The organism is Rhodanobacter spathiphylli B39, from assembly GCF_000264295.1.
GTDB classification, from domain to species: domain Bacteria; phylum Pseudomonadota; class Gammaproteobacteria; order Xanthomonadales; family Rhodanobacteraceae; genus Rhodanobacter; species Rhodanobacter spathiphylli.
Genome location: NZ_AJXT01000028.1, coordinates 1 through 23,684 on the forward strand (window position 1 = coordinate 1; position 23,684 = coordinate 23,684).

Annotated in this window: 11 protein-coding genes; 3 read left to right on the forward strand and 8 right to left on the reverse strand. The window is 66.9% G+C overall.

Annotated features, from left to right (window positions below; genetic code table 11):
- Nucleotides 1–327 precede the first annotated feature (327 nt).
- The 3 genes from UU7_RS09955 to UU7_RS09965 are packed head-to-tail and all read right to left on the reverse strand — an operon-like array spanning nt 328 to nt 5,755.
- Entirely contained in the window at nt 328–2,010 is a 1,683-nt protein-coding gene (locus tag UU7_RS09955) for an alpha-amylase family glycosyl hydrolase (protein WP_007807902.1), read from the reverse strand.
- Between the two features lie 35 nt (nt 2,011–2,045).
- Entirely contained in the window at nt 2,046–3,524 is a 1,479-nt protein-coding gene (locus UU7_RS09960; protein ID WP_007807904.1) for an MFS transporter, read from the reverse strand.
- Complete coding sequence (locus UU7_RS09965; protein ID WP_040673259.1) at nt 3,521–5,755, reverse strand: alpha-L-rhamnosidase-related protein; 2,235 nt, start codon at nt 5,753–5,755, stop codon at nt 3,521–3,523. The genes UU7_RS09960 and UU7_RS09965 overlap by 4 nt, the downstream gene beginning before the upstream one ends.
- 257 nt (nt 5,756–6,012) lie before the next feature.
- Between UU7_RS09965 and UU7_RS09970 the strand changes: the two genes are divergently transcribed.
- Nucleotides 6,013–7,023 carry a LacI family DNA-binding transcriptional regulator gene (locus UU7_RS09970; protein ID WP_007807909.1) on the forward strand — a complete coding sequence of 337 codons (1,011 nt, stop codon included), beginning with the start codon at nt 6,013–6,015 and terminating at the stop codon, nt 7,021–7,023.
- A 349-nt stretch (nt 7,024–7,372) separates the two neighbouring features.
- A complete protein-coding gene (locus UU7_RS09975) occupies nt 7,373–9,856 on the forward strand; it encodes a glycoside hydrolase family 3 protein (protein WP_193385065.1) in 2,484 nt (827 codons plus the stop codon).
- 582 nt (nt 9,857–10,438) lie between these two features.
- Here UU7_RS09975 and UU7_RS09980 read toward each other — a convergent pair.
- Complete coding sequence (locus UU7_RS09980; protein ID WP_040673248.1) at nt 10,439–12,847, reverse strand: TonB-dependent receptor; 2,409 nt, start codon at nt 12,845–12,847, stop codon at nt 10,439–10,441.
- 170 nt (nt 12,848–13,017) lie between these two features.
- On the opposite strand from UU7_RS09980, the gene UU7_RS09985 reads away from it, so the two are divergent.
- A complete protein-coding gene (locus UU7_RS09985) occupies nt 13,018–14,598 on the forward strand; it encodes a tryptophan halogenase family protein (protein WP_007807914.1) in 1,581 nt (526 codons plus the stop codon).
- Between the two features lie 39 nt (nt 14,599–14,637).
- Here UU7_RS09985 and UU7_RS09990 read toward each other — a convergent pair whose 3' ends face one another.
- From UU7_RS09990 to UU7_RS10005, 4 genes are all read right to left on the reverse strand, one after another.
- Nucleotides 14,638–16,188 carry a GH39 family glycosyl hydrolase gene (locus tag UU7_RS09990; protein ID WP_007807917.1) on the reverse strand — a complete coding sequence of 517 codons (1,551 nt, stop codon included), beginning with the start codon at nt 16,186–16,188 and terminating at the stop codon, nt 14,638–14,640.
- Nucleotides 16,189–16,315: 127 nt separating this feature from the next.
- The gene (locus UU7_RS09995) at nt 16,316–18,679 is read right to left on the reverse strand and encodes a TIM-barrel domain-containing protein (protein ID WP_007807918.1); all 2,364 of its coding nucleotides are present in this window, start codon (nt 18,677–18,679) and stop codon (nt 16,316–16,318) included.
- A 41-nt stretch (nt 18,680–18,720) separates the two neighbouring features.
- On the reverse strand, nt 18,721–20,139 hold the full coding sequence (locus tag UU7_RS10000; protein ID WP_007807919.1) for an alpha-amylase family glycosyl hydrolase: 1,419 nt from the start codon (nt 20,137–20,139) through the stop codon (nt 18,721–18,723).
- A 415-nt stretch (nt 20,140–20,554) separates the two neighbouring features.
- Nucleotides 20,555–23,410, reverse strand: a complete 2,856-nt coding sequence (locus UU7_RS10005; RefSeq protein WP_083845971.1) for a TonB-dependent receptor — start codon at nt 23,408–23,410, stop codon at nt 20,555–20,557.
- Nucleotides 23,411–23,684: the final 274 nt, after the last annotated feature.

Here is a 23,684-nt window from a genome sequence, read left to right on the forward strand (position 1 = left end):
TTCAACGCTAAGTAGACCCCAAAAGTGGGGTGTTGCGCCGAGTATGCGATTTGGCCATTGATCGTTCAAGCGGCGAATTCCTTCGCCACATCATGAGTTTGCGCGACGACGTCGGTCTTGGGGCGGGATCGACTGCCGTTGTTATCAGCGACTTTTGAGGGTGTATGAGTTACCGGGGCGGAAGTGAGGGTGTAACGGCGGCGGGAATGGCGCAGTGGCTGGATCGGCCGCGAAACGATAGCCGCGGGCTGCTCGAGGGTGTGCTGCAAGCTGATGCGTGGCGGGGTGCGACCATCGTGTTGGTCTGCCCGGCTCGACCCGGATGGTTCAATGGGGCGGATGTCCGCGCTCGCGGGTGAGTCGGGTCAGTTCGGCAATCAGGTCGGCGCGGGTGGCGGGGGCATCGAGCAGATAGACCTGCACGTCGTGTGCCGCCACCGTCGCGTGCAGTTTTCCGCCGGTGCCGACGTCGACTGCCTTGTCGCCGAACGCGGATGTCCAGCGGCCAGCTTGCAGATAATCGCCAACGTCAAACGATGCGGCAGCGTCGCCCTTGTTGAGCAGCACCAGTGCGATCTGGTGTGCGTCGCCTTTCTGGTACACGCGGTAGAACGCGGCCTGGTTGCCGGCGAAGTGCAGTGGCAGCATCAGGCCGCGTTGCAGTGCCGGGGTCTTTTCGCGCAACTGGGCGATGCGCTTGAGCTGGCGATAGATCGGACTTTTCGCTGCGGCGTCGATGCGTTGCTGGCCGTAGTAGTTGCGGTTGCCCTGGTGTTCGGCCTTGCCGCGCTCGAAGCCGGTTTCGGAGCCGTAGTAGATCGCCGGGATGCCGCGGGCGGTGAACAGCCAGTTGTTGGCGTCGATGAAGCCGTTGTCGCTGGCGGCCAGGCGCGCCATGTCGTGGTTGTCGTAGAAGGTGACCAGTTCGTACGGGTTCTGGTACGGGCCATTGGTGAGGTAGAGGCGGTCGAGCAGTTGGGCGTAGTCGCTGCCGGGATGCTCGAACACGTCGGCGATGCGCCCGCGCAGCGGGAAGTCGAGCACGCTGATGCCGCCGTTTTCGGGCCAGGTGTACTGGCCGATGTTGTCGGGGCTGTAGTCGAACGCTTCGCCGAACATGAAGAAGCCGGGATGCTTCGCCCGGATGCGCGCGGCGAACTGTTTCCAGAAGGTGGTGGACATGTGGCTGATGGTGTCGATGCGGAACGCGTCGGCGCCCTGGTCGGCCCACTGGTTGTACGCGCCCGCGAAGTAGTCGAGCACGGCCGGGTTCCGGTCGTCGTTGTTGGACAGCTGAACCAGGTCGTCGTAGGCGTGGTAGAAGCGGTGCAGCGGGTTGCGCACGGGATCGAGCTTGTACGGCGGCAGGTTCTGCTGGTCGGCGACGAGCTTGCCTTCCCTGTCGTAGATCTGGCCGAACATCGGTTGCGCCTGCGGCATGCTGAAGGCGGGCGAGCCGTGGTTGGCCACGATGTCGAGCACGGTCTTCAGGCCCTGCGCCCGCATCGCCGTGGTGAACTGGCGGAAGTCGAGGTTCTTGCTGGGCAGGTGCTCGTCGAGCTGGTAGAAGTTGACGCCCCAGTAGCCGTGGAAGCCGGTCTTGCCGCGGTCGGTGAACTTGGAACCCCAGCTCACCGGATCGCCGCCGGTGAAGGCTTCGTCGGGGTTGTCCACGATCGGGGTGATCCACACCGCGCCGAAGCCCATGCCGCGGATGTAGGCGGCGTTGTCCAGCACGCCCCGGAAGTCGCCGCCGAGGTAGCCGATGTTGGCGCTCTCGCCCTTCGGCGCGCCGGCCACCGGGATGTCGAAGGTGGGGTGGGCGCCGCCCTGGTGGCGCTGGTCGTTGGACGGATCGCCGTTGACGAAGCGGTCGGTCATCACGAAGTAGATCGCGTTGGACGCCATCGGCGCGTCGGTGCCGACGAATTCGGGCGTGGTATCCGCGGCGTGCGCGCCGCCGCAGAACAGGGTGAGCGTGGCAAGCGCCAGTACGGTGGTGCGGATCATCTCGTCGTTCCGGTGATGGCGTTGGCGAGGCTGGGCTAGCCGGGCTCGCGCACGCGCAGGGTGAACAGGCCGGCGACCAGCAGGCAGGCGCCGCCCAGTGCCAGCGCCCAGATCGGTTGGTTGTGGAAGCACAATCGCAGCAGCAGGCCGAGCACGCTGGCGGCGAGCAGTTGCGGGATCACGATGAAGAAATTGAAGATGCCCATGTAGACGCCCATCTTCGCCGCCGGCAGGTTGTCCGACAGCAGCGCGTAGGGCAGCGACAGGATCGAGGCCCAGGCGAAACCCACGCCGACCATCGAGGCGAGCAGCCATTGCGGGTCGCGGATCAGCAGGAACGACAGCAGGCCGGCGCCGCCCAGGCACAGGTTGATCAGGTGGCTGATGCGCAGGCCCCAGCGCCGCACCATCAGCGGAATCACCACCGCGGCAACGGCGGCGAAGCCGTTGTAGGCGGCGAACAGCACGCCGACCCAGTTGGCGCCCTCGTTGTACAGCGCCGAGTGCACGTCGGTGGTGCCGTAGATGGTCTCGGTCACGCCCGCGGTGGTGTAGATCCACATGGCGAACAGCGCGAACCACGAGAACAGTTGCACCCACGCCAGTTGCCGCATCGAGACGGGCATGCCGTAGAGGTCGCCCATCACTTCGCGCAGCATGCCGCGGCCGCGGCTGAAGCTGAGCCAGACGAACAGCAGGCCGAACACGAGCAGCCCGCCACCCAGCACGTAGACCTCTTTCTCCAGCGCGAAATGCTGGATCGCGAACAGCACCGCGACGCCGACCAGCAGCAGTAGCACGCCCCAGCGCCAGGCCTGCGACACGTCCACCGGCGGCTGTTCGGCCACGCCGTCGCTGAACGACTGCAGCCGGTCCGGCGGGTATTCGCGGGTGCTGAAGATGGTCCACAGCACTGCGCCCAGCAGCACCGCGCCGCCGGCGTAGAAGGCATATTTCACCGTGTCGGGAATGCCGCCGTCCGGCGCCACGTTGGCCACGCCGAATTGCGCCAGTATCCACGGCAGCGCCGAGGCCACCACCGCGCCCACGCCGATGAAGAAGCTCTGCATCGCGTAGCCGGAAGGCCGCTGGCGGGTCGGCAGCTGGTCGCCCACGAAGGCACGGAACGGCTCCATCGACACGTTGATCGAGGCGTCCAGAATCCACAGCAGGCCGGCGGCCATCCACAGCACCGGCGCGTTCGGCATCCACAAGAGGGCCACCGAGGCGAACACCGCGCCGGCCAGGAAGTAGGGGCGGCGCCGCCCCAGCCGGTTCCAGGTGCGGTCGGAGAAGTGGCCGATGATCGGCTGCACGATCAGCCCGGTCAGCGGCGCGGCGATCCACAGCGCGGGGATGTCGTTGAGGTCGGCGCCCAGGGTCTGGAAGATCCGGCTGATGTTCGCGTTCTGCAGCGCGAAGCCGAACTGCAGGCCGAGGAAGCCGAAGCACATGTTCCAGATCTGCCAGAACGACAGCGCCGGTTTGGAGTTCGCGGAAGTACCGTCGTTCATGGTGAGCCGTGGCCGGGGGCGAGCGGAGCGATCAGCAGATCATGCACCACCGCCCGGTTCAATGGGCCATCGCTGCCGCCCTGTCCGCCGGTGTAGTGGGCGAAGTGGGCCAGGTAGCTCATGTTGAAGCCGTCGTCGAGCGTGAACCGGCAGGTCGCGCCCGCCCTCGTGCCGAAGCGGCCCCAGCTGGATGACTGGGTGCGCACGCTGTGCGGCATCACGATCGGCAGGCGTTGCTCGGCGCTGCCGTCGCAGCGGATCACCAGCATCTTCACCGCCGCGGTGATGCCGGTGTTGATCGGGCCGTGGTCGTTGGCGTAGTCCAGCGCGACGCGCCAGTCGCCGCTGGCCGGTGCCGTCCATTGGCGCGGCCAGTCGCCGCCGATCCGGTTCGTGTCACCGACGCAGACGGTGGGGCTGTGCAGCGATTCCAGCCCCTGCGCGTCGATGCGCGTGGCGCTGAAGCAGGCCAGGCCCGGCTGTCGTGCGAGCGTGCTGCTGGCGTCGATGTCGCCGTGCGCCATGCCGTTGAGGTAGAGCCGCTGCCTGCCCTCGACGCGGATCTGCCAATGCGTGCCGACGGCCTGCACGTGTGGCGCGGCGGGGGCGAGCGGCGCGTACAGCGGTGCGTCGGTGCGCAGCGGCAGGTCGGCGACTTGCACCGCTTTCAGCGTGACGGTGGTGGTGTTGCCCTGCGTGCGCTGCTGGTCGGCGACGAGCAGGTTGCCGTCGAGCGCGGCGGGAAGCTGCAGGGTGATCCGGCGTCCGGGCAGTTCGAGGGTGATCGCATGTCGCGTACCGAACAGCATCGGCACCAGCGCGGTGGGCAGCTTCGGTGCGACCCGCTCGTTCCCCTTCAGGCCATTCTCTTCCAGGCCGAACACGCCTTCGCTGACCATCGCCAGGTAGGCCGCCACCGACCACAACTGGCGCGGCGAATTAACCACCGGGCCGCTCAGCTTGCCTTCGTCGACGTGCTGGCCCTGGGTCAGCAGTTCGTAGTTCTCCATGTTGGAGCCGTACAGCGCGGCGCCGCGCATGATCGAGGCGATCTCGTGGGCGATGCGGGCGGGCTGCTGCGTTTCGCGTGCGGCGCGCAGCGCATACATGCTGACGAACGGCCAGATCGCCCGGTTGTGGTAGACCGGCTGGTCGGCGCGCTCGGGCCAGATCACCGGGCTGCCGGCCGGCCACGTGGGGTAGTTCGCCAGCGTCCGGCGGGCGCGTTCGCCGTCGGCCACGCCGCTGTCGACCGCCAGCGCGATGCCGAGCAGGTCGTAAGTGTCGTACGGCGTGCCGTCACCACCGAGGTAGCTCATGTACATGCCGCGATCGGCGCGCCAGAAGCGGACGTTGATCGCCGCCTTCAGCGCCGCCGCGTCATTGCGGTAGCCGGTGGCGGCCTTCGCCTCGTGGTGTTGGTCGGCCAGCGTGGCGGCCAGTTGCAGCGCCTGGTAGTGCAGCACGTTGGTGGACAGCGCGAACGATTGCGCGATGAAGCCCACCTCGTCCGCGGTCCACGCCGGGTAACTCTGTTCACGCCAGTCGAGGAAGGAGGTCTCGCCCCGGTACAGGCCGAGACGCTGGTCGAACGCGTATTGCCGATCCTGCGCCAGGGTGGCGCCGAGTGCCTGGTAGACGTCGCCGGCGAACGCGGCGTCGTCGAGCAGATGGCGCGCACCGAGGAACCACACCACGCGATCGGTGCTGATCGGCCAGCTGCCGCCGGAGCCGGTGTCCTGCATCGGATAGTACGGTTTTGAATCCGTGCCTTGCGCTGCGCCGGTTACGCGCACGCCGGACAGCTTGAACTTCAGCCCGTTGCGCGAACGGGCGGGGTCGAAGCGCCACAGGCCGAGGTCGATCGCGTAGGACAGGTCGCGCGTCCACACGTAAGGCCACTTCAGCCCGGTGACGAAGCAGCGGCAGGGAATCGGCTGGCCGTGGTCGAACGCGCCGTCGCGGATCGCCTCCACCGAGTCGAGCGCGAGGTCGTCCTGCGCCATCGCGAACAGGCCGTCGAACAGCGGGCTGGCGGTGTCGCTGCGCAGCGGCTGCGGGGCGATCACCCGCTGGCCGTATGGCCACGCCAGCGTGTAGCGGTGCTGCGCGTCGTGCTCAATGCCGACGTGCACGCCGTGCCAGTCCAGGCCGTCCTGCGCCAGGCCTTCCTGCCACGCAGGCGTCGCGGCACTGGCGGCCAGCGCGGCTCCCAGCAACAGGCTCAGCACGGGCGGGGACGCGGTGGCGGAAGGCGAATCGTGGTGGTCATCGGTGACAACGCTCCGGTGGCTGCGGGCTGGCGCGACGTCCGCAGGGACGATGCTTCCCGCATGGTAGGCAGCGTCGCACTGCAGCAACCAGTGGTTGCATACGTATTCATGCCGCGCGTCCGTTTTCGCCCGGCGCGCCATTCGCGCGGCGCCTTGTAAAGCGGCGGGCGATGACGGCATAGTCGTTCGACGGCCACGATCACACGGGAGATTCCATGCGGGTACGCCTCGAAGAAGTGGCGCGCGCAGCGAGCGTATCGCCCAAGACGGTGTCCCGCGTGCTCAACGACGAGGCCAACGTGAGCGAGGAGACGCGCAAGCGCGTGCGCGCCGCGATGGAAGAGCTGGACTATCGCCCGCATCCCTCGGCGCGCAGTCTCGCCGGCAATCGCTCGTTCGTGGTGGCGATGCTGTACGACAACAACGACAACCCGGCCTCGACCTACCTGGCCGAGATCCAGGACGGCGTGCTGGAAGCCTGCGACGCCCATCGCTACAGCATGATGGTGCGACCGCTGCGGATGCGTGGCGACGACTTCATCCGCCGGCTCGACGCTCTGATCTCCGACCATCACCCCGACGGCGTGGTGCTGACGCCGCCGATCACCGACTACGCGCCGCTGCTCAAGCGCCTGCGCGAGCGCAACGTGCCGTATGCCAGCGTGTCGCCGCAGAGCGACACCAGCATCGGCGTGCGAATGGACGAGCAGGCCGCCGCGCGGGCCATCGTCGAGCATCTGCTGGGCCTGGGCCACCGGCGCATCGCCCACGTGCTGGGCATCGCCGACCACGGCGCCAGCCGCTGGCGGCTGGCCGGTTACCGCGAGGCGATGGCCGCGGCCGGCGTGCCCGAAGATCCCGCGCTGGTGGTGCAGGGCGCCTTCACGTTCGGCTCCGGCGTCACCGCGGCACGCGAACTGTTCGCCCTGAAGCAGCGGCCGACGGCGGTGTTTGCCGCCAACGACGACATGGCCACCGGAGTGATGTGGGCCGCCGGCGAGTACGGATTGAAGGTGCCGCAGGACCTGTCCGTGTGCGGCTTCGACGACACCCCGCTGGCGCGCCAGCTGTGGCCGGCGCTGACCACGGTGCAGCAGCCCAGCCGCGAGATGGGCCGGATCGCCGCCCAGCAGCTGTTGAACCTGCTGCGCGGCCGCGGCACCGGCGAGCTGGTGCAGATGCCGTTCTCCCTGCAGATCCGCGGCTCCACCGCGCGCGTTTCCTGAAGTTCGCCGCCCGGTCGCGAAGAGCCGGCGGACGGTGTCCGCCCTACGCCTGCCTCTCAGCCTCCCTCCGCAGGGCGGGCACCGCCCGCCACACGCCGTCGCAAGCCGCCACTTCCCTTGGCTGATGCGTCGGCCGATGCGTCACACCGCCACGGCGTGCCTGACCAGACCCGCCGAATCCAGCCATGTTGCGCAGCGAATTGACAGCGCTGTCATCCGTGTCACTATGCGGTTCAGACCGCGTGCCGTCGGCGCGCCAGCCAGGAGCCTTGCCGTGCGATTTCCGCCCCCACCGAACTCGTTGCCGGGTCGTCTTGCCCTCTTCGCCACCCTCGCCGGCGCGTTGATCATGCCCATCCATTTCGTGCTCGCCGGGGACACCGCCGCCACCGTCCATCCCGATGCCTGGCCCCGCGTGCGCTCGCCGTTGCCGCCCGATCCGGCGCTGGAGGCGCGGGTGGGGGCGCTGCTGGCGAAGATGTCGGTGGAGGACAAGGTGGGCCAGATGATCCAGGCCGACATCAAGTCGGTGACGCCGGAGGACGTGCGCGAGTATCGGCTGGGCTCGATCCTGGCCGGCGGCAATTCCGGGCCGGACGGCGGCCAGTACGGCACCGCGGCGCAGTGGCAGAAGCTGTCCGACGCGTTCTACCGCGCCTCGATGGATACCTCGGGCGGCCGGCTGGCGATCCCGGTGTTGTTCGGCATCGACGCGGTGCATGGCCACAACAACCTGGTCGGCAGCACGCTGTTCCCGCAGAACTCCGCGCTGGGCAACGCGCGTGATCCGCAGCTGATCCATGCGATCGGCGCAGTCACCGCCCGCGAGCTGCGCGCCAGCGGCATCAACTGGACCTTCGCGCCCACGCTGACGGTGCCCCAGGACGGCCGCTGGGGCCGTGCCTACGAAGGCTATTCGGAAAACCCCGCGCTGGTGGCGCAATACGCCGGCGCGGTGATCGAGGGGCTGGAAGGCAAGGTCGGCACGCCGCAGTTCCTCGACGCCGACCACGTGATCGCCACCGCCAAGCACTTCCTGGGCGACGGCGGCACCAGGGACGGCAAGGACCAGGGCGATGCCGAGGTCAGCGAGGCGGTGTTGCGCGACGTGCACGCGGTCGGCTATCCGCCGGCGATCCGCGCCGGGGTGCAGGTGGTGATGGTCTCGTTCTCCAGCTGGAACGGGGTGAAGATGGCCGGCAACAAGGGCCTGATCACCGACGTGCTGAAGCAGCGCATGGGCTTCGGCGGCATCGTGCTGGGCGACTGGAATGCCCACGGCCAGGTGCCCGGCTGCACCAACGAGGATTGCCCGGTGGCGTACAACGCCGGGCTGGACATGCTGGAGGCGCCCGATTCGTGGAAGGGCCTGTACAGGAATACCCTGGCCGAGGTGAAGTCCGGGGTGATCCCGATGAGCCGCGTCGACGACGCGGTGAGCCGCATCCTGCGGGTGAAGCTGCGCCTGGGCATGTTCGAGGCGGGGCTGCCTTCGGCCAATCCACTGGTGCGTGATTCGGTGAAGGTGATCGGCAGCGCCGAACACCGCGCGCTGGCCCGCCGCGCCGTGCGCGAATCGCTGGTGCTGCTGAAGAACGACGGCGTGCTGCCGATCGATCCGCGCAAGCACGTGCTGGTCGCCGGCGATGGCGCGGACAACATCTCCAAGCAGAACGGCGGCTGGACGCTGACCTGGCAGGGCACCGGCCTCACCAATGCGAACTTCCCCGGCGCCACCTCGATCTGGGCCGGCATCCGCGACCAGGTGCAGGCCGCCGGCGGCAGCGCCGAGCTGTCGGTGGAAGGCCATTACAAACGCAAGCCCGATGTCGCCATCGTGGTGTTCGGCGAAGACCCGTACGCCGAGTTCCAGGGCGACCTGCCGAACCTCGCCTACCGGCCGGGCAACGATCACGACCTCGACCTGCTGCGTCGCCTGCGCCAGCAGGGCGTGCCGATGGTGGCGGTGTTCCTGACCGGACGGCCGCTGTGGATGAACCGCGAGATCAATGCCGCCGACGCGTTCGTGGTGGCGTGGTTGCCGGGCAGCGAAGGCGAGGGCATTGCCGACGTGCTGCTGCGCACACGCGACGGCCACATCGCCCACGACTTCCACGGCAAGCTGGCCTACTCGTGGCCGCGCACCGCGGTGCAAATTCCGCTGGCCGGCGGCAAGGCGCACTACGACCCGCAATTCCGCTACGGCTTCGGGCTCAGTTACGCCGAGCCCGGCAAGGGCGGCAAGCTGTCCGAAGATCCGGGCATCACGCTGAGCAGCGCCCGTGCCGGCGTCTACTTCACCCACGGCAAGCCGGCGCAGGGTTTCGTGCTGCAGCTCACCGGCGCCAACGGCGCGGACAGCAAGGTCACGGCGACGCCATCGGTCACGGCGGACGGCACGCTGCGCGTCGGCGCGCTCGACTACAAGGCGCAGGAAGACGCCCGCAGCCTGGCCTGGTCCGGCGGCGGCAAGGCGCAGGCCGCGCTGGTCGCGCCGGCGCCGCTGGACGTGGAGCGCGAAACCAATGGCGACGTGATGCTGGTGACCACGCTGCGCGTCGATGCGCTGTCGGCGCAGGGCGCCAGCATCGGCGTCAGCTGCGGCAGCGGCTGCGGTGCGCAATTGCCTATCGGCACGCAGCTCACCGCCCTGCCGCGCGGACAATGGATGAGCGTCGGCATCCCGCTGAAATGCTTCCGTGACGCTGGCGCCGACATGAGCAAGCTGGACCGGCCGTTCGAGTGGACCAGCAGCACCGGCGAACGCATCGCCGTGGCCGAAGTGTCGCTGGGCACCGTGGCCGACCACACGCTCGACTGCCCCGCGCACTGAGGCGGCGGGCAAGGTCGGAGCCGGGACAGGTTTCGGCAAGGCGCGGAATGAAAACAAGCGGCCTGCGGGCCGCTTTTTCGTGGGCCTCGCCTGCCGGCGCTACGCCGGCCCACCCATATGGACGGCCAAAAAAATGGATGCCCCGTTGCCGGTGCATCCAATGGGCGACCCGGAGTGCGGTCGCGGGGAGAGTGTCCTGATCGTCGGTTCGGTGAGGCTGCGGTTCCCATTCAAGCGCCAGGTGCGACACGTGTCCGTGTCCGGCTGCGCAGATTGCGGCGACGGCCCCGAGTGATCGCGCGGAGTATGCGGACGATCACACTGGCGCGGGCGAGCGCAAAAAAAAGGATGCCCCGTTGCGGGGGCATCCAGTGGCGATGGGAGGGGAGGAATCCGTCGCCAGGAGAACGGTGTCAGCCTGGGAGCGTAGGCGGCAGAAATCTTCCGGGCTGCAAAAGCGCCTGCGCGGTCCATATTTCCGCCGATTCTTGACCCATGGAACCACCATGGGTCGGCGAATCGTCAAAAATCTGTCCTCGCGCCGCCACTTTTTCGCCTCGAAAGTTTCTACCGCCCACGCTCCTAGAACCAGACCCCGACGGTCACGCCGTAGGTGCGTGGCGGCAGGTACTGCGAGGTGTAGATGAAGCTGCCGTCGGGCAGGGCGAAGCGACCGGCGCTGGTGCGCACCTTGCCATCGGTGACGTTCTGCACATAGGCCGAGACCCACCAGCGATCCTGCGGTTCGGTGTAGCGCACCGAAAGATCACCGCGTGTGTAGGCCTTCTGCTGATCGCCTTCGCCGAGGTTGAACGTGCTCAGCCACTGCGTGCTCTGGTACTGCGCGGACAGGCGCGGGGTGACGCGGCCGCCGTTGGTCAGGTGGAAGTCGTGCTCGTAGATCGCGGTGAGCGAGGTGTTCGGCGCGTGCGGCAGGTCGTTGCCGCTGACGTCGACGCAGGCGCTGATGCCCGAGGCCGGATCGCAGGCGGGCAGGCCCTGGTAGTCGTTGCTGCCGGCGTACTTCAGCGTGCCCAGCTCCTTCTTGGGGATCGCCGAGAACACCAGGTTGAGGCGGTCATCCTGGCTGGAGTAGGCCAGTTCGGACTCGAAGCCCATCACCTTGGTGGTGCCCTTGACGTTGGAGAAGCCCAGCCCGCGGTTGCCGTCGGGGTAGGTGATCGGCGCGGCCAGCTGGAAGTTCTTGAACTGCTCGTAGTAGATCGCGCTGTTCCAGGTCAGGTGGCCGTCGAGGAAGCTGAACTTCGAGCCGACTTCGTAGTTGGTCAGCGTCTCCGGCTCGTACAGGGTGCCGGCATCCTGGGTGCCGCCGGACTTGTAGCCGGTGGACACGCTGGCGTACAGCAGGCCGTGCTGGCCCACGTCGGCATCGAGCCGGCCCAGCCAGGTCACCTTGCTCTTGTCGTACTTCGCATCGTTGACGGTGGAGACGTTGAAGCCCACGTTGCCCGGGTCGACGTCCGGCGCGATCGGCACCTGCGGCACGTTCGGGTCATACCCCCAGCCCCAGCCGCGGCCGCCCACGTTTTCCTTCTTGTCCTTGGACCAGCGCGCGCCGCCGGTCAGGCGCAGGCCGTCACTGATGTGCCAGGTCGCCTGGCCGAAGAACGCGGTGGACTTCACCGTTTCCTTGGGCTGGATGAACGAACCCTGCCAGCTCACCGTGCCCTGGGCGGTGCCGTTGAGGATCGGGATGTCGAAGCGGATGTTGTTGTCTTCGGCCGCGTAGTACGCGCCCAGGATCCAGTCGACCGCGTTGTCGCCGGTGGACTTCAGGTCCAGCTCGTGGCTGTAGTTGCTGTAGTTGCTGTAGTTGGTGCGGTCGGCCTGGTACGAAGCGCCGGTGTTGAAGCTGGTCGGCACCTGGGCACCGTTGTCCTGGTCGAAGTTGCTCTTGCCGGAGAAGCGGTTGAAGCCCGCCACGTAGCTCAGCAGCATCGAGTCGCCGATCTTGAAGTCCATCCGGCTGCGCACCGTGTTGGAGTCGCGCTTGAGGTACGGCGCGGTGTCGATCAGCGCGGACCAGAAGTCCTGCCCGGCGCGGGGATGCTGCATCAGGCTCATGCCCGGCGTGCCGCGGTCGCGGAAGTATTCCCACGACAGGTTCCAGGTGAACTTGTCGCTGGGCTGCCACAGCGCGCTGACGCGCGCGGCGGACTGGTCCTGCGCGTTGTACTTGTCGCCGGCGGTCACGTAGTTGGCGGCGTTGATCGGCTGGAAGCTGGCCAGCGAGCCGCCGCTGGCCAGGTACGCCGCCTGCTGGTCGGCCACGCTGGGCAACTGCTGCGACGGGTTCTGGTAGTCGACGTAGCCGTCGTGCTGTTCCTGCGCCATCGCCACGCGGATGCCGAAGGTGCTGCTGATCGGCAGGTTCACCGTGGCGCGCGTGCCGATGTGGCTGTAGTTGCCAGCCTCGAATTGCGCGTTGCCGTAGAAGCCGCTGAGGTCGGGCTTGCCGGTCTGGAAGTTCACCACGCCGGCGGTGGAGTTGCGACCCCACAGCGTGCCCTGCGGACCGCGCAGCACTTCCACGCTGTCGATGTCCAGCAGCAGGCCGGCGGCGGCTTCGGGTCGCGGCGAGTAGACGCCGTCGATGAACATCGCCACTTCCGGATCGGCGTATTCGGTCTTGGCGCTGTCGTTGCCGATGCCGCGCATGGTCAGCGTGACCACGCCGTGGTCACCCTGCGAGGTGGCCTGGAAACCGGGCACCAGCTTGGTGATGTCCTGCACCGTCATCACCCGCTCCTTGTCGAGCGAATCGGCGCTGATCACGCTGATCGCGACCGGGGTTTTCTGCAGCGGCGTTTCGCGTTTGGTCGCGGTGACCTGGACGCTGTCCAGGTCCTTGACCTTGGTGCGTGTGGCGGCGTCGGGTGCAGCAGTCGTGTCCTGACCGGCTGCATGGACGGTGCCCGAGGCGAGTATCGCGGTCATCGCGAGGTACAAAGCCGAGTAGCGTAATTTCATTTCACCCTCTCCCCAAAGATTGTCGTGGACATGCAGTGGTCGCGGACATGCGCTATTGTGCGGAATGACAGCGCTGTCAAAATGTATGACAGCGCTGTCATCGGGGCCGATCCTACTGCGAAATTCCATGCTTGGCTTGTTGCTCCGCAACAAGCCGCGAAGGGGGCGAGATGTCACGCATTCAGAAGATCCTGGTGGTGGGCGGCGGCACGGCCGGCTGGCTCACTGCCTGTTACCTCGCCAGGACGCTCAACGGTGCCGCGCCCGGCAGCATCCGGGTCGAGCTGTTGGAGTCGCCGAACATCGGCCTGCTCGGCGTGGGCGAGGCCACGTTTCCCTCGATCCGCGGCACCCTGGCCGCGATCGGCCTGGACGAGCGACGGTTCCTGGTGGGCGCCACCGCGACCTACAAGCAGGGCATCCAGTACGTGAACTGGGTGCGCCCGCCGGGTGCGGCAGGCGCGGACCGCTTCTTCCATCCTTTCAGCCAGCCCAGTCAGCGCCCCGGCAGCCCGGAGCTGTTGCCGTACTGGTTGCTGGGCGGTGCGCCCGAAGGCATGTCGTTCGCCGAGGCGGTGAGCATGCAGCAGCGCCTGATCGAACAGGGTCGCGCGCCGAAGCGACTCGTCGATGCCGACTACCAGGGGCCGATGAACCACGCCTATCACTTCGATGCGGCCTGCTTCGCCAGGGTGCTGGCCGAGCATGGCCAGGAGCTTGGCGTCACCCGTCATCTGGCCACGGTGGAGCGGGCGGAGCTGGACGAATCCGGCGCGATCGCGCGCATCGTCACCCGCGAGACCGGCGAGCTCCGCGCCGACCTGTACGTGGATTGCACCGGCCTGCGCGGCGCGCTGATCGGCGGCACGATGCAGTCGCCATTCCACAGCCGGCGCGACGTGCTGTTCGGCGATCGCGCGGTGGCGCTGCAGGTGCCGTATGCGCGGCCGGATGCGCCGATCCTGCCGTTCACCCGCGCCACCGCGCAGGAGGCCGGCTGGATCTGGGACATCGGCCTGCAGAAACGCCGCGGCATCGGCTACGTCTACTCGTCGCGACACACCGATGCGACGCGTGCGGAGGAAGTGATCCGCCGCTACGTGGGCGAGCAGGCGGCAGGACTCGAAGCGCTGCACATCAAGTTCGAGACCGGCTACCGGCCCGAGCACTGGCGTCGCAACTGCGTGGCGGTGGGCCTGGCCGGCGGCTTCGTCGAGCCGCTGGAATCCACCGGCATCGCCCTGGTCGAACTGGGCGCCTACCTGATCGCGCATCTGCTGCCCGGCGACCTCGACGACATGGAACGCAGCGCGCGCCACTACAACCAGATGATGGTGGCGCGCTACGAGCGCATCATCGACTTCATCAAGATGCACTACTGCCTGTCGCAGCGGCGCGACCACGCGTTCTGGATCGACAACGCCGATCCGGCCAGCATCCCGCAGACGCTGCAGGACCGCCTCGCGCTGTGGCGGCATCGCCCGCCGCACCGGCTGGACTTCGTCACCGACCTGGAGATGTTCCTGCCGTGCAGCTGGCAGTACGTGCTGTACGGCATGGAATTCAGGACCGACCTGGAGCCGATGCGCAGCGCGTATCCGCAGATGGCCGCGGCGCGGCGCGAGTTCGCGATGATCCGCGAGATGGCCGGCCATGCACTTGTCGATCTGCCCGACCATCGCACCCTGGTCGAGCAGTTGTGCCGCGAGCATGTGCAGCGGACGGCGCAGCGCGAGGGCTCTGCCGCGTAGGGCGGAGCGTGTCCGCCTTGCTGCGCTGTCGGGGCCGCTTCAGCGCAGCTCGATCACCGCCAGGCCCTGCACCGGCACGTCGACCGCGAGCTTGCCGTCGCGCGGCTTCATCGACTCCGGCGCGGCCAGCTTGCCCGCTTCGCGCAATTGCACGATCTGCGCGCGGCTGGGCGAGTCGGGGCGGCCCATGCGGTCGAACGCGGCGACCGCGTTGCCATGGGTTTCATCGACGCGCCAGACGGTGGCGTGGGCGGCGGCCGGCAGGTGCTGCACGTCGAGGCTGAAGTGCTTCGTGCTGCCGGCGGGCTTGCCCGGCGTGTAGCTGGCGGTGTCGCCCACCGGCGGGGCGTAATTCCACAGGGCAATCACCAGCGTGCCGTCATCGCGCCGGGTGACCAGGGCGGAGTCGGAGGCGACGGCCAGCCGCTGTCCGCCCAGCTTGTGCAGGATCGCGAACGCGTTGAACGCCGGCTTGGGAATGCGGCTGGCGGCGATCAGGCCGAAACCGCCGTAGAACGGGTTGCGCACGATGCCCTGTTCCTCGAACACGTCGGAGAACGACCAGTAGCTCATCGCCTCGACCTTGCCCGCGCACTCGCGGATGGTGTTGGCCAGCCACGGGCCCATGAACACGGTGTCGGTGACGTTGGGCAGGTTCGCGTAGCTGGCGTTGTACTCGCTGAAGATCAGCGGCATGTGCGGGTAGGGCGAGGCGGCGATTTCCCGGTGCACCTTGTCGACCGAGCGGCAGACCATGTCACGGCGCTGGATCTTCTCGCCGGTGTGGAACACGTTGTCGGCGGTGTCGTCGCCGTAGACGTGCGTGCTGACGAAATCGACCGGCACCTTGTTCTCGTGCGTGTGGGCAAGGAAGTCGGCGGCCCACGCCGCCTGGGCCGTGGCCGGGCCGCCCACGCGGAAGCGCGGGCTGACCGCCTTGAGCGCGCGCGCGGTGTGGTCGTACAGGGTGAAGTAGCTGGACTGTGCCGGCTTGCCGACCCAGAAGCCGATGTTCGGCTCGTTCCATACCTCGAAGTACCAGCTGGCCACTTCATCGATGCCGTAACGCTCGACCAGGTGCTTGGCCAGCGCGTCGATCATCGCGTCCCACTCGGCGTAGTCCTTCGGCGGCGCGATGTTCGGGTGATACCAGAACGGGTGCAGCGCTGCCGGGTCGGAGGTCAGTTCCGGCGGCATGAAGCCGAGTTCCACGAACGGCTTGAAGCCGTGTTCGAGCAGGCCGTCGTAGATCTGGTCGATGTAGGAGAAGTTGTAGGAGATCTTTCCCTGCGCATCGCGCTGGATCAGGCCCACGTCGTGGTCGAGGATGCCGTGGAAACGGATGTAGCTCACGCCGGTGGCCTGATGCACGGCGTCCAGGTCCTTGCGGTAGTCATCGCGCAGCGCCAGCGCGGCGCGGCCGGAGCCCAGCATCTGTTCCCAGAAATGGGGGAACGGCGTGCCGCTGGCAGTGGCGTCGATGTGGATCCGTTCACCGGCTGCCGGAACGGCCTGCACCGAGCTGGTGACCAGCAGCGCGCCGGCGCAGACGGACAACAGGAAGTGGCGGGCAATAGACATGTGGTTCATGGCGTCGTCCGGATGGATGCGGGCAGGGCGGGCCGTTGCGGGACAGGGATGTAAACGTTTACATCGAAGTGTGCAGTTTCGTACGGATTGGCGGCGGCGTCCACTGCCGCCACGAGTCGCGCGATGCTCAGCGTTTCGGTGAGACCCGCACGCTCCGCGTCGCGCCGGCGGCAACGCGTACCCAGGTGACCTCGCCGTAGCGATCGCGGCCGCTGGCCCAGCCTTCCCCCTGGCTGTCCTGCAGCGAGTCCGGGTCGGCGAAGAATTTCATGGGCCGACCGTCGCCGTCGACCGCACCCGCGGCGCTACCGTGGATCTTCAACAGGTAAAAACGCAGCGCCGGCCTGAAGCTGCCGGTGACCGCGCCGGTCTCGAAGCGGACGCCGTCATCGCGCCGTTGCACGGCCAGCGACTGGCGGAAGTACGCCGCATGCTCGTAGTCGTAACTGTTGCCGTCATCGTCGTAGTAATCGAACTGGGTGCGGGTGTCGGCGGGAAACACCTCGACCTCCAGCTGTGTCACCGGCTTCTGGCCGACATGATCCATCACCGGCTGGGTCGGGATGATCGCGCCCGCGCGCACGAACAACGGGATGTCGCTCCAGCTCCTCGCATCGATCGGCAGCGTCACGTCCTGGCCGCCGGCGTAACGCTTGCCGGTGAACCAGTCGGTCCACTGGCCGGCGGGCAGATAGATGGTCTTCGCCGTCTGGCCCTGCTCGACCACCGGCGACACCAGCAGGCTGTCGCCGAACATCCAGCAGGCCACGTCGTTGCGCACCCTCGGGTCGTTCGGCCAGTCGAAGGTGAGCGGGCGCACCAGGCCGACGCCGCTGTGGCGACGCTGGTCCTCGTAGCTGTAGATGTAGGGAATCAGCCGGTAGCGCAGGCGGATCGCATCGGCGGCGGCTTTCTCGGCGGTGGGCCCGTACACCCACGGCTGGCGCTTCTGGCTGGAGTCGCCATGCACGCGGAACACCGGCACGAAGGCGCCGAACTGCACCCAGCGCGCGTAGTTTTCCGGCGTCGGCGTGCCTGCGGTGAAACCGCCGGTGTCCATGCCCCACTGCATCGCGCCCACGTCGATCGCGCTCAGCATGCGGGCGCGCTGGCCGGCCATGCTGGCGAAGCCGGTGTGGATGTCGCCCGACCACATGCCGTAGGCGTAGCGCTGCGCGCCCAGGTAGAAGTTGCGGCTGATCGACCACACGCGCTGGTTGGAGATGGCGCGCTGGCCGTCGTAGATCGCGCGCTGCATGTCCAGGTGCTGGGTGTCGATGCCGACGTTGTCGGCCTCGTCGTTCCACCAGCCGACCATGCCGGACTGGAACGCAGTCTTCATGTGATCGAAGAACCACGTGCGCGCCTGCGGGTTGGCGAAGTCGATCTCGCGCACCAGCTTGCCGGAGAAGTAGTCCTTCGCCGGTTTGTTGCCCTTGAGGAAGTAGCCCTTCTCGGCGGCTTCGCGGCCCTCGATGGTGTCGACGTGCACGCGCGGTTTCATGATGCCGGTGAGCTTGATGCCGCGCGCGTCGAGCATCTGCTTGAGCTTGCCGCCGGGGCCGTCGGGGAACTTGGTGGTGTTCCAGGTGAACTCGCCCCAGTCGTTGCCCCAGTCCTTCCAGTCGAAGTCCAGCGTGAAGTTGTCGATCGGGATGTGCCTGGCGCGGTAGGCGTCGACGATCTGCAGCAACTCCTTCTCGTCGATGCCCCACTGGCTGTTGGTGAAGCCCATCGCCCACTTCGGGAACAGTGGCGTATGCCCACTGAGCTTGGCCACCTCGGCGAAGATCTGCTTCGGCGCGCCGGCGATCAGGTAGTAGTCCAGGTCCCCGCGCGACGTGTCACTGGCAGCGATGCGGCCGTCGTCGAGCGTGAACTTGCCGCCCACGGTATCGACCAGCACGCCATATCCTGCGGTGCTCCACACCAGCGGAGCGCCGGCATGGCCCTGCTCGCCGGCGGTGATGGTCTGCGTGCCGCTGCGCAGCAGGCCGGCGCTGGCGTCTTCGGTGGCGTTGTAGCCACCGATGCCGTAAAGCGGGTCGCCCCTGCCGTGGTCCAGTTTCAGTGTGCCGTTGGCGAGTGCGCCGAGTCCGTGCTGGGTCAGCAGCACATGGCCGGCCGCATCGGAAAACTGCAGGCTGCCGTTGCGCGCATCCCAGCGAAGCGCAGCCGCCGAGGTGGACAGCGTGGTGACGTCGCCCGTCGTATCGGCCTTCACCTCGGTCAGCGCGTCGGGCCTCGCCCTGGGGTCGATCACGATCGAGGCAGGGCTGCTCTGGCCATGCGGCAGCGCATGCACGCGCACGGTGTTCGGCGTGATGAAGCCGATCGTGATGCGGTCGCTGCCGTGCACGAGATTGAGCTCGCCGTGCGCTGCCTGTGCAGTGAACGCAACGTCGGCCTCCGCGGCAAAGGCGGGTGCAGCGGCCAAGCCGAGGGCGAGGCCAAGCGCGAGCGTCAGGCGGCGGGGCGTGAAGTGGGGCATGCAAAAACCTCTCGATGAACGGGAGATCGGGATTGCTGCGCTCAGCGCAGGATCACCGAGGCATATGGCGGCAGCCGGAGCTGGCCGTCAGCGAGCGTGGCGCCCGATCCAGTGTGGCGCGCAATGGTGGAAAACGTCGCGGCGCTGCGACCCAACATCACGGCCTGCGCCTGGCCGGACAGGTTGTGCAGCACCAGCACGTGGCTGCTCGCGTCCTGCAATTGCCAGGCGGCGATGCGGGTGTTGGTGGTGGGCCATGCGTGCAGGACGCCATCGCGCAGGGCGCCGATCTCGCTGCGCCAGCGGATCAGGCTGCGGTAGTGCTGGAGCAGCGAGGCGGGATCGGCCAGCTCGGCCTGCACCGACACCCCGGCACCGTCGTGCGCCGTGGAAGCCTTCCAGGTGGTCTCGCCACCGGAACGCCCCCAGCGCATCGGTTCGCGCAGGTCCGGATCGGGCTTCACCCCGCGCATGCCCAGTTCCTCGCCGTAATAGACGAATGGCTGGCCGGGAAGGGTCAACAGCATCGCGGCGGCCATGCGCATGTGCTGCAAGTTGCCGCCTAGCTGGCTCATCACGCGTTCCTGATCGTGATTGGACAAGAAGGGTGCGTCCACGCCCGCCTTGCCGGTAGCCTTGCGATAGGCGGCGTCGGTGCGCGCCAGCAGCGCGGGCAGGTCGCCGGCGCGCTCGTTCCTGGCGCTGTCGATCAACTGGCTGGCCAGCGGAAAGTCGAACACCGCACTGAGCGGGCCGAACCACGGCGCGAGCCGGTCGGGTGAATCCTGGGTGACCTCGCCCACGATATAGACGTCCGGATGCAGCGCCTGCATGGCGCGGCGAAATTGCGACCACCAGGCCAGGTTTCTGGCGAGCACCCGGGGGTCGCCGTCCTGTGCCTTGAAGTCGTAGTAAATGTGCTGGGCGGCATCGAGCCGAAAGCCGTCGACGCCCTGCTTCAGCCAGTAGCGGCCCACGTCGAGCATTGCCTGGCGTACGGCCGGCGTGTCGTAGTTGAGGTCGGGCATGGCGCCGGTGAAGTCGCCCAGGTAGTGCGCGCTGCCGGCGGCGCGCCAGGCCTGGCCGCCGACGGCACTGGCCGCGGACAGGTCGTTATGCGGGCCGGCCCAGCTGTACCAGTCGTGGTACGGATTGGCCGGATCGCGCGCGGCGACGAACCAGGGATGCTGGTCGCTGGTGTGGTTGATCACCAGGTCGATGATCACCTTGATGCCGCGCTGGTGCGCTTCGGCCAGCAGGCGGCGGAAGTCGCCCGGAGTGCCGTACTGCGGGTTGATGCCGTAGTAGTCGGTGACGTCGTAGCCGTGATAGCTGGGGGACGGATTGATCGGCATCAGCCAGATGCCGCTGACGCCCAGCGACTTGAGGTAGTCGAGCCTGGCGGTGACGCCGTTGAGGTCGCCGATGCCGTCGCCGTTGCTGTCGACCCAACTGCGCACGAAGATTTCGTACCAGACGTCCGCGCGGGCGGTAGAGGCAGCGCCTGGCGACAACGTCTTGACCGCGGCCTCATGGTGTTCGGCAGACGCTCGCACGGATGGCGCCGCACATCCGGTGACGAGCAGGGCCGTGCACATGAGCAAGACAAGGGCAGCAGGGCGCATCAACGGGGCTCCGGCAACTTGCGGCTGATCGTGTCGTTTTCGCGCAGCCAATGGCTTGCGCCGGACGGCGACCATCCATCTAGAGAGTGCTCTTCATGGTAGGCCGCCGGGTGGCGGATGCCGCAGTTCTGCATACGTATTCATGCGCGGCCAGGGCAGTTCTGCGTGCGCAACTCGCGCGATGCAAATGGCCGGCAAAAAAAAACCCGCCGGCGTCGCCGCCGGCAGGACAGGGAGTAGCTGCGTTGGCTTAGAACTTGTACGTGGCGCCAAGCAGGTAGGTGCGGCCCCACTCGATGTACTCGAGCGGACGATCCTTGGTGCCGGCGTAGGTGCGATACGGCGCGTTCGTCAGGTTGCTGGCCTGCAGCTGCACACTGAGTCCGTGCAGCTTGCTGCCCTCGGCGAAGGTGTAGCCAATCTGTGCGTCGAAGATTTTTTCGCCTACGACATAGCGCAGCGTGCGCGCACCGTTGAAGTTGCCGATCTCGCCGATGAAGTCCGAACGCTTGCGCTCACTGATGCGGGCATCGAACCCGTTCTTTTCATAGTAGGCGGTGAGGTTGAACACGCGCTTGGACAGGCCTGGCAGGCTGATCGGGCCATCGCCCACGCTGGTCGCGTTCTCGGGAGATCTGATCTTGACGCTGCTGTCGTTGAAGCTCGCGCTGCCCAGCACGCCGAAGCCATCAAGTGCCGGCGTAAACATGCTCAGCGGTATCGATGCCGACAATTCCAGACCCTTCAGGCTGCCGCCCTTGCCGTTGAACGGCGCACTGAAGGTTCCCTTGGTCAGGGTCGGCGGCTCGTTGGGGCCCGGCACATAATTGGCTACCAGGGACGAGAAGTCGTAGCCGTCGCGGGTCTGCGTGTAGATGTAGCTGGTCAGGTCCTTGTAGAAGAACGCCGCGGCGACGTAGCCATTGCCACCGAAGTATTTTTCCCACGACAGATCGAAGGCATTGGCGCGCCACGGATCGAGCCTTGGATTGCCGCCGCTGGCACCCGGCTTGCCGGTGGTCTTGTCGACACCGAACTCCAGCGAGGCGCGCATGTCGTCCATGCGCGGACGTGCCACCTGCTTGGCCAGTGCCACGCGGAGCATCTGGGTTTCGGTAAGCGAGAAGGCCAGATTCAGGCTCGGCAGTACGTCGGTATAGGTCTTGCCGTCGGTGAACCTTTCGATCTGGCTGCCAACCGGCTTCGAATCATTGAAGACGTTGGCCGATGAGGACTGGTCCGCGCGCTGCACCTGGACGCCTACATTGCCGCGCACGGGAATGCCCCATACGGTGTCGATATTCGCCATCGCGTAGGCGGTGGTGATTTTCTCCGACAGGTCCCAGGCCTTGGACACCAGATACGAGGCGTCTTCGTTTGGCGCGAAAGTCATGTAGCGCGCGACGGCACCCGGCACATACCACGACGGGATCTTGCCGACGCCGGCGAAACCCAGGTCCACCAGGCCGTACTGCAGGTCGGGTGCGATGGCCGTGTCGCCCTGGGCACCGACGTTGATGTTGCCTTCGGGCTGGTGCTTGATCTTTTCGCGGTCGGCGTAGTTGATGCCCACTTCCACGTCGGTGATCAGCTGGTTGACCGAATCGGGCATCGGGATGGTGGCGCCGAGCTTGGCGCTCTTCAGCTGATCGCTTACCCTCGGCGCCTTGCCGTAGCCTGAGCCGTAAATGGTGTTGGTCAGGAACAGCTTGCTCGCATCGGAATAGTCGAGTCCGGGCGCCAGCTGGGAAAAGTTGCTGCCCGAGTAGTTCAGGTTCAGCGAGTCGAGCTGCGGTGCAGGCACCAGCTGGGTGTTGTTCTCGAGATTGAGCTCGCGACGCTTGGCCTTGGAGTAGCTGAGGTCGGCCACGATGCTGACCTGGCCGGCATTGAACTCGTTCTTCCAGCCTGCCGCGTTGATGGTGTCGTGACGGCTGTTGTACATGCCGCGCACCAGCGGATAGATGTTGTTGGCCGTGCCGCTGGTGAATGTCCCGTTGCTGTTGATCGTCGGGTTGGTGACGGCGAGACGGCCGTAGCCGCCGTTGTAGTCGCCGAGGTTCACTTCGAACTGGTTGGCGGTGTCCTTCTGCGTGGCCTTGGTATGGAACAGGTCGAGCGTGCTGGTCCAGCTTTCCGACGGCCGCCATTCCACCGTGGCCATCACGCCGTCACGCTTGGTGTAGCCGGTACGGCGCAACGCCTTGATGCCATCCGAGAACCAGGTGCCGGCGGGCACGCCCGGACGCCAGTTGTCACCCACCTGCTGCCAGGGTTCGTACAGACCCACCTGATTTTCCTGGGTTGGCGTCTGCGAGTGCGCGTAGCCAACGGCGATGCCCAGCGTGTGATCCATGAACTGGCCGATGTAGCTGGCGTTGAATCGATTGCCGAACGCACTCGAATCTGCTGCCCGGCCCAGCGAATTGTGCTGGCCGCGCACACCGACGACAGCTACGGGCTGCTGGTAGTCCAGGGGCCGCACGGTGTGCATGTCGAGCGTGCCGGAAAGTCCCTGGCCGATCAGGCTGGCCCTGGGTGTCTTGTACACGGTGACCCCGCTGACCAGTTCGGAAGGATACTGGTCAAATTCCACACTGCGGTTGTCACCGGTGCTGACCATCTCGCGACCGTTGAGCAGGGTGGTGGCGAAGTCCGGTGAGAGACCGCGCACGCTGATCACCTGGGCGCGGCCGGCGACACGCTGGGCCGACACGCCCGGCAGGCGCGCAATCGATTCGGCGATGCTGACGTCAGGCAGCTTGCCGATGTCTTCGGAAGAAATGGCCTCGACGATCTCGTTGGACGATTGTTTGGTCGCGATCGCGCTCTGGATACTCTGCGCGAAGCCGCTCACCGTCACCACACCGAGTTCGGTGGCCTGCTGCTTTTTCTTAGCCTTGGCATCCCTGACTTCCTGGGTGTTGGAAGCGGTGCTTCCCTGGGTGGTGTCCTGGCCGGACTGGTCGGCGTTGCCGGCCGGAGGTGTCGCGGCCCAGGTCACCGAGGTGGCGCAGAAGCCCACCGATGCCAGCGCCAGAACCAGCACTTTGCGTTTGAGTATCACCGTTATCCCCTCCCAGGGTTGCACGTCATTATTGGTCATTGGTTTCAGCCCCAGCGTCGCGGCGGATGACTCGCGCTTGCGCAGCACCTGTTCGTCGACGTGACGCCATGGTAGGGCGGCGTCCGCCGGTCGGACCGTTCATGCATACGTATTCATTGTGCTGCTGTGCGTCGAAGACGACGCTGCAACGCAGTCGCCGAGGATGTGTCGATCGATTGGGCATCGATGCGTGGTTGGCTGGCGCGGATGCCGATGCGGCGCTGTTTGCGCACTCGACAGCAGTGATGGAAGCGGGTTCGTCGCTGCATCGTCG

Coding starts and splice junctions, on each gene's coding strand:
- UU7_RS09975 (WP_193385065.1), top strand. CDS start 7,373: ATGCCCATCCATTTCGTGCTCGCCGGGGACACCGCCGCCACCGTCCAT.
- UU7_RS09955 (WP_007807902.1), bottom strand. CDS start 2,010: ATGATCCGCACCACCGTACTGGCGCTTGCCACGCTCACCCTGTTCTGC.
- UU7_RS10005 (WP_083845971.1), bottom strand. CDS start 23,410: ATGACCAATAATGACGTGCAACCCTGGGAGGGGATAACGGTGATACTC.
- UU7_RS09990 (WP_007807917.1), bottom strand. CDS start 16,188: ATGAACCACATGTCTATTGCCCGCCACTTCCTGTTGTCCGTCTGCGCC.
- UU7_RS09995 (WP_007807918.1), bottom strand. CDS start 18,679: ATGCCCCACTTCACGCCCCGCCGCCTGACGCTCGCGCTTGGCCTCGCC.
- UU7_RS09985 (WP_007807914.1), top strand. CDS start 13,018: ATGTCACGCATTCAGAAGATCCTGGTGGTGGGCGGCGGCACGGCCGGC.
- UU7_RS09980 (WP_040673248.1), bottom strand. CDS start 12,847: ATGAAATTACGCTACTCGGCTTTGTACCTCGCGATGACCGCGATACTC.
- UU7_RS09970 (WP_007807909.1), top strand. CDS start 6,013: ATGCGGGTACGCCTCGAAGAAGTGGCGCGCGCAGCGAGCGTATCGCCC.
- UU7_RS09960 (WP_007807904.1), bottom strand. CDS start 3,524: ATGAACGACGGTACTTCCGCGAACTCCAAACCGGCGCTGTCGTTCTGG.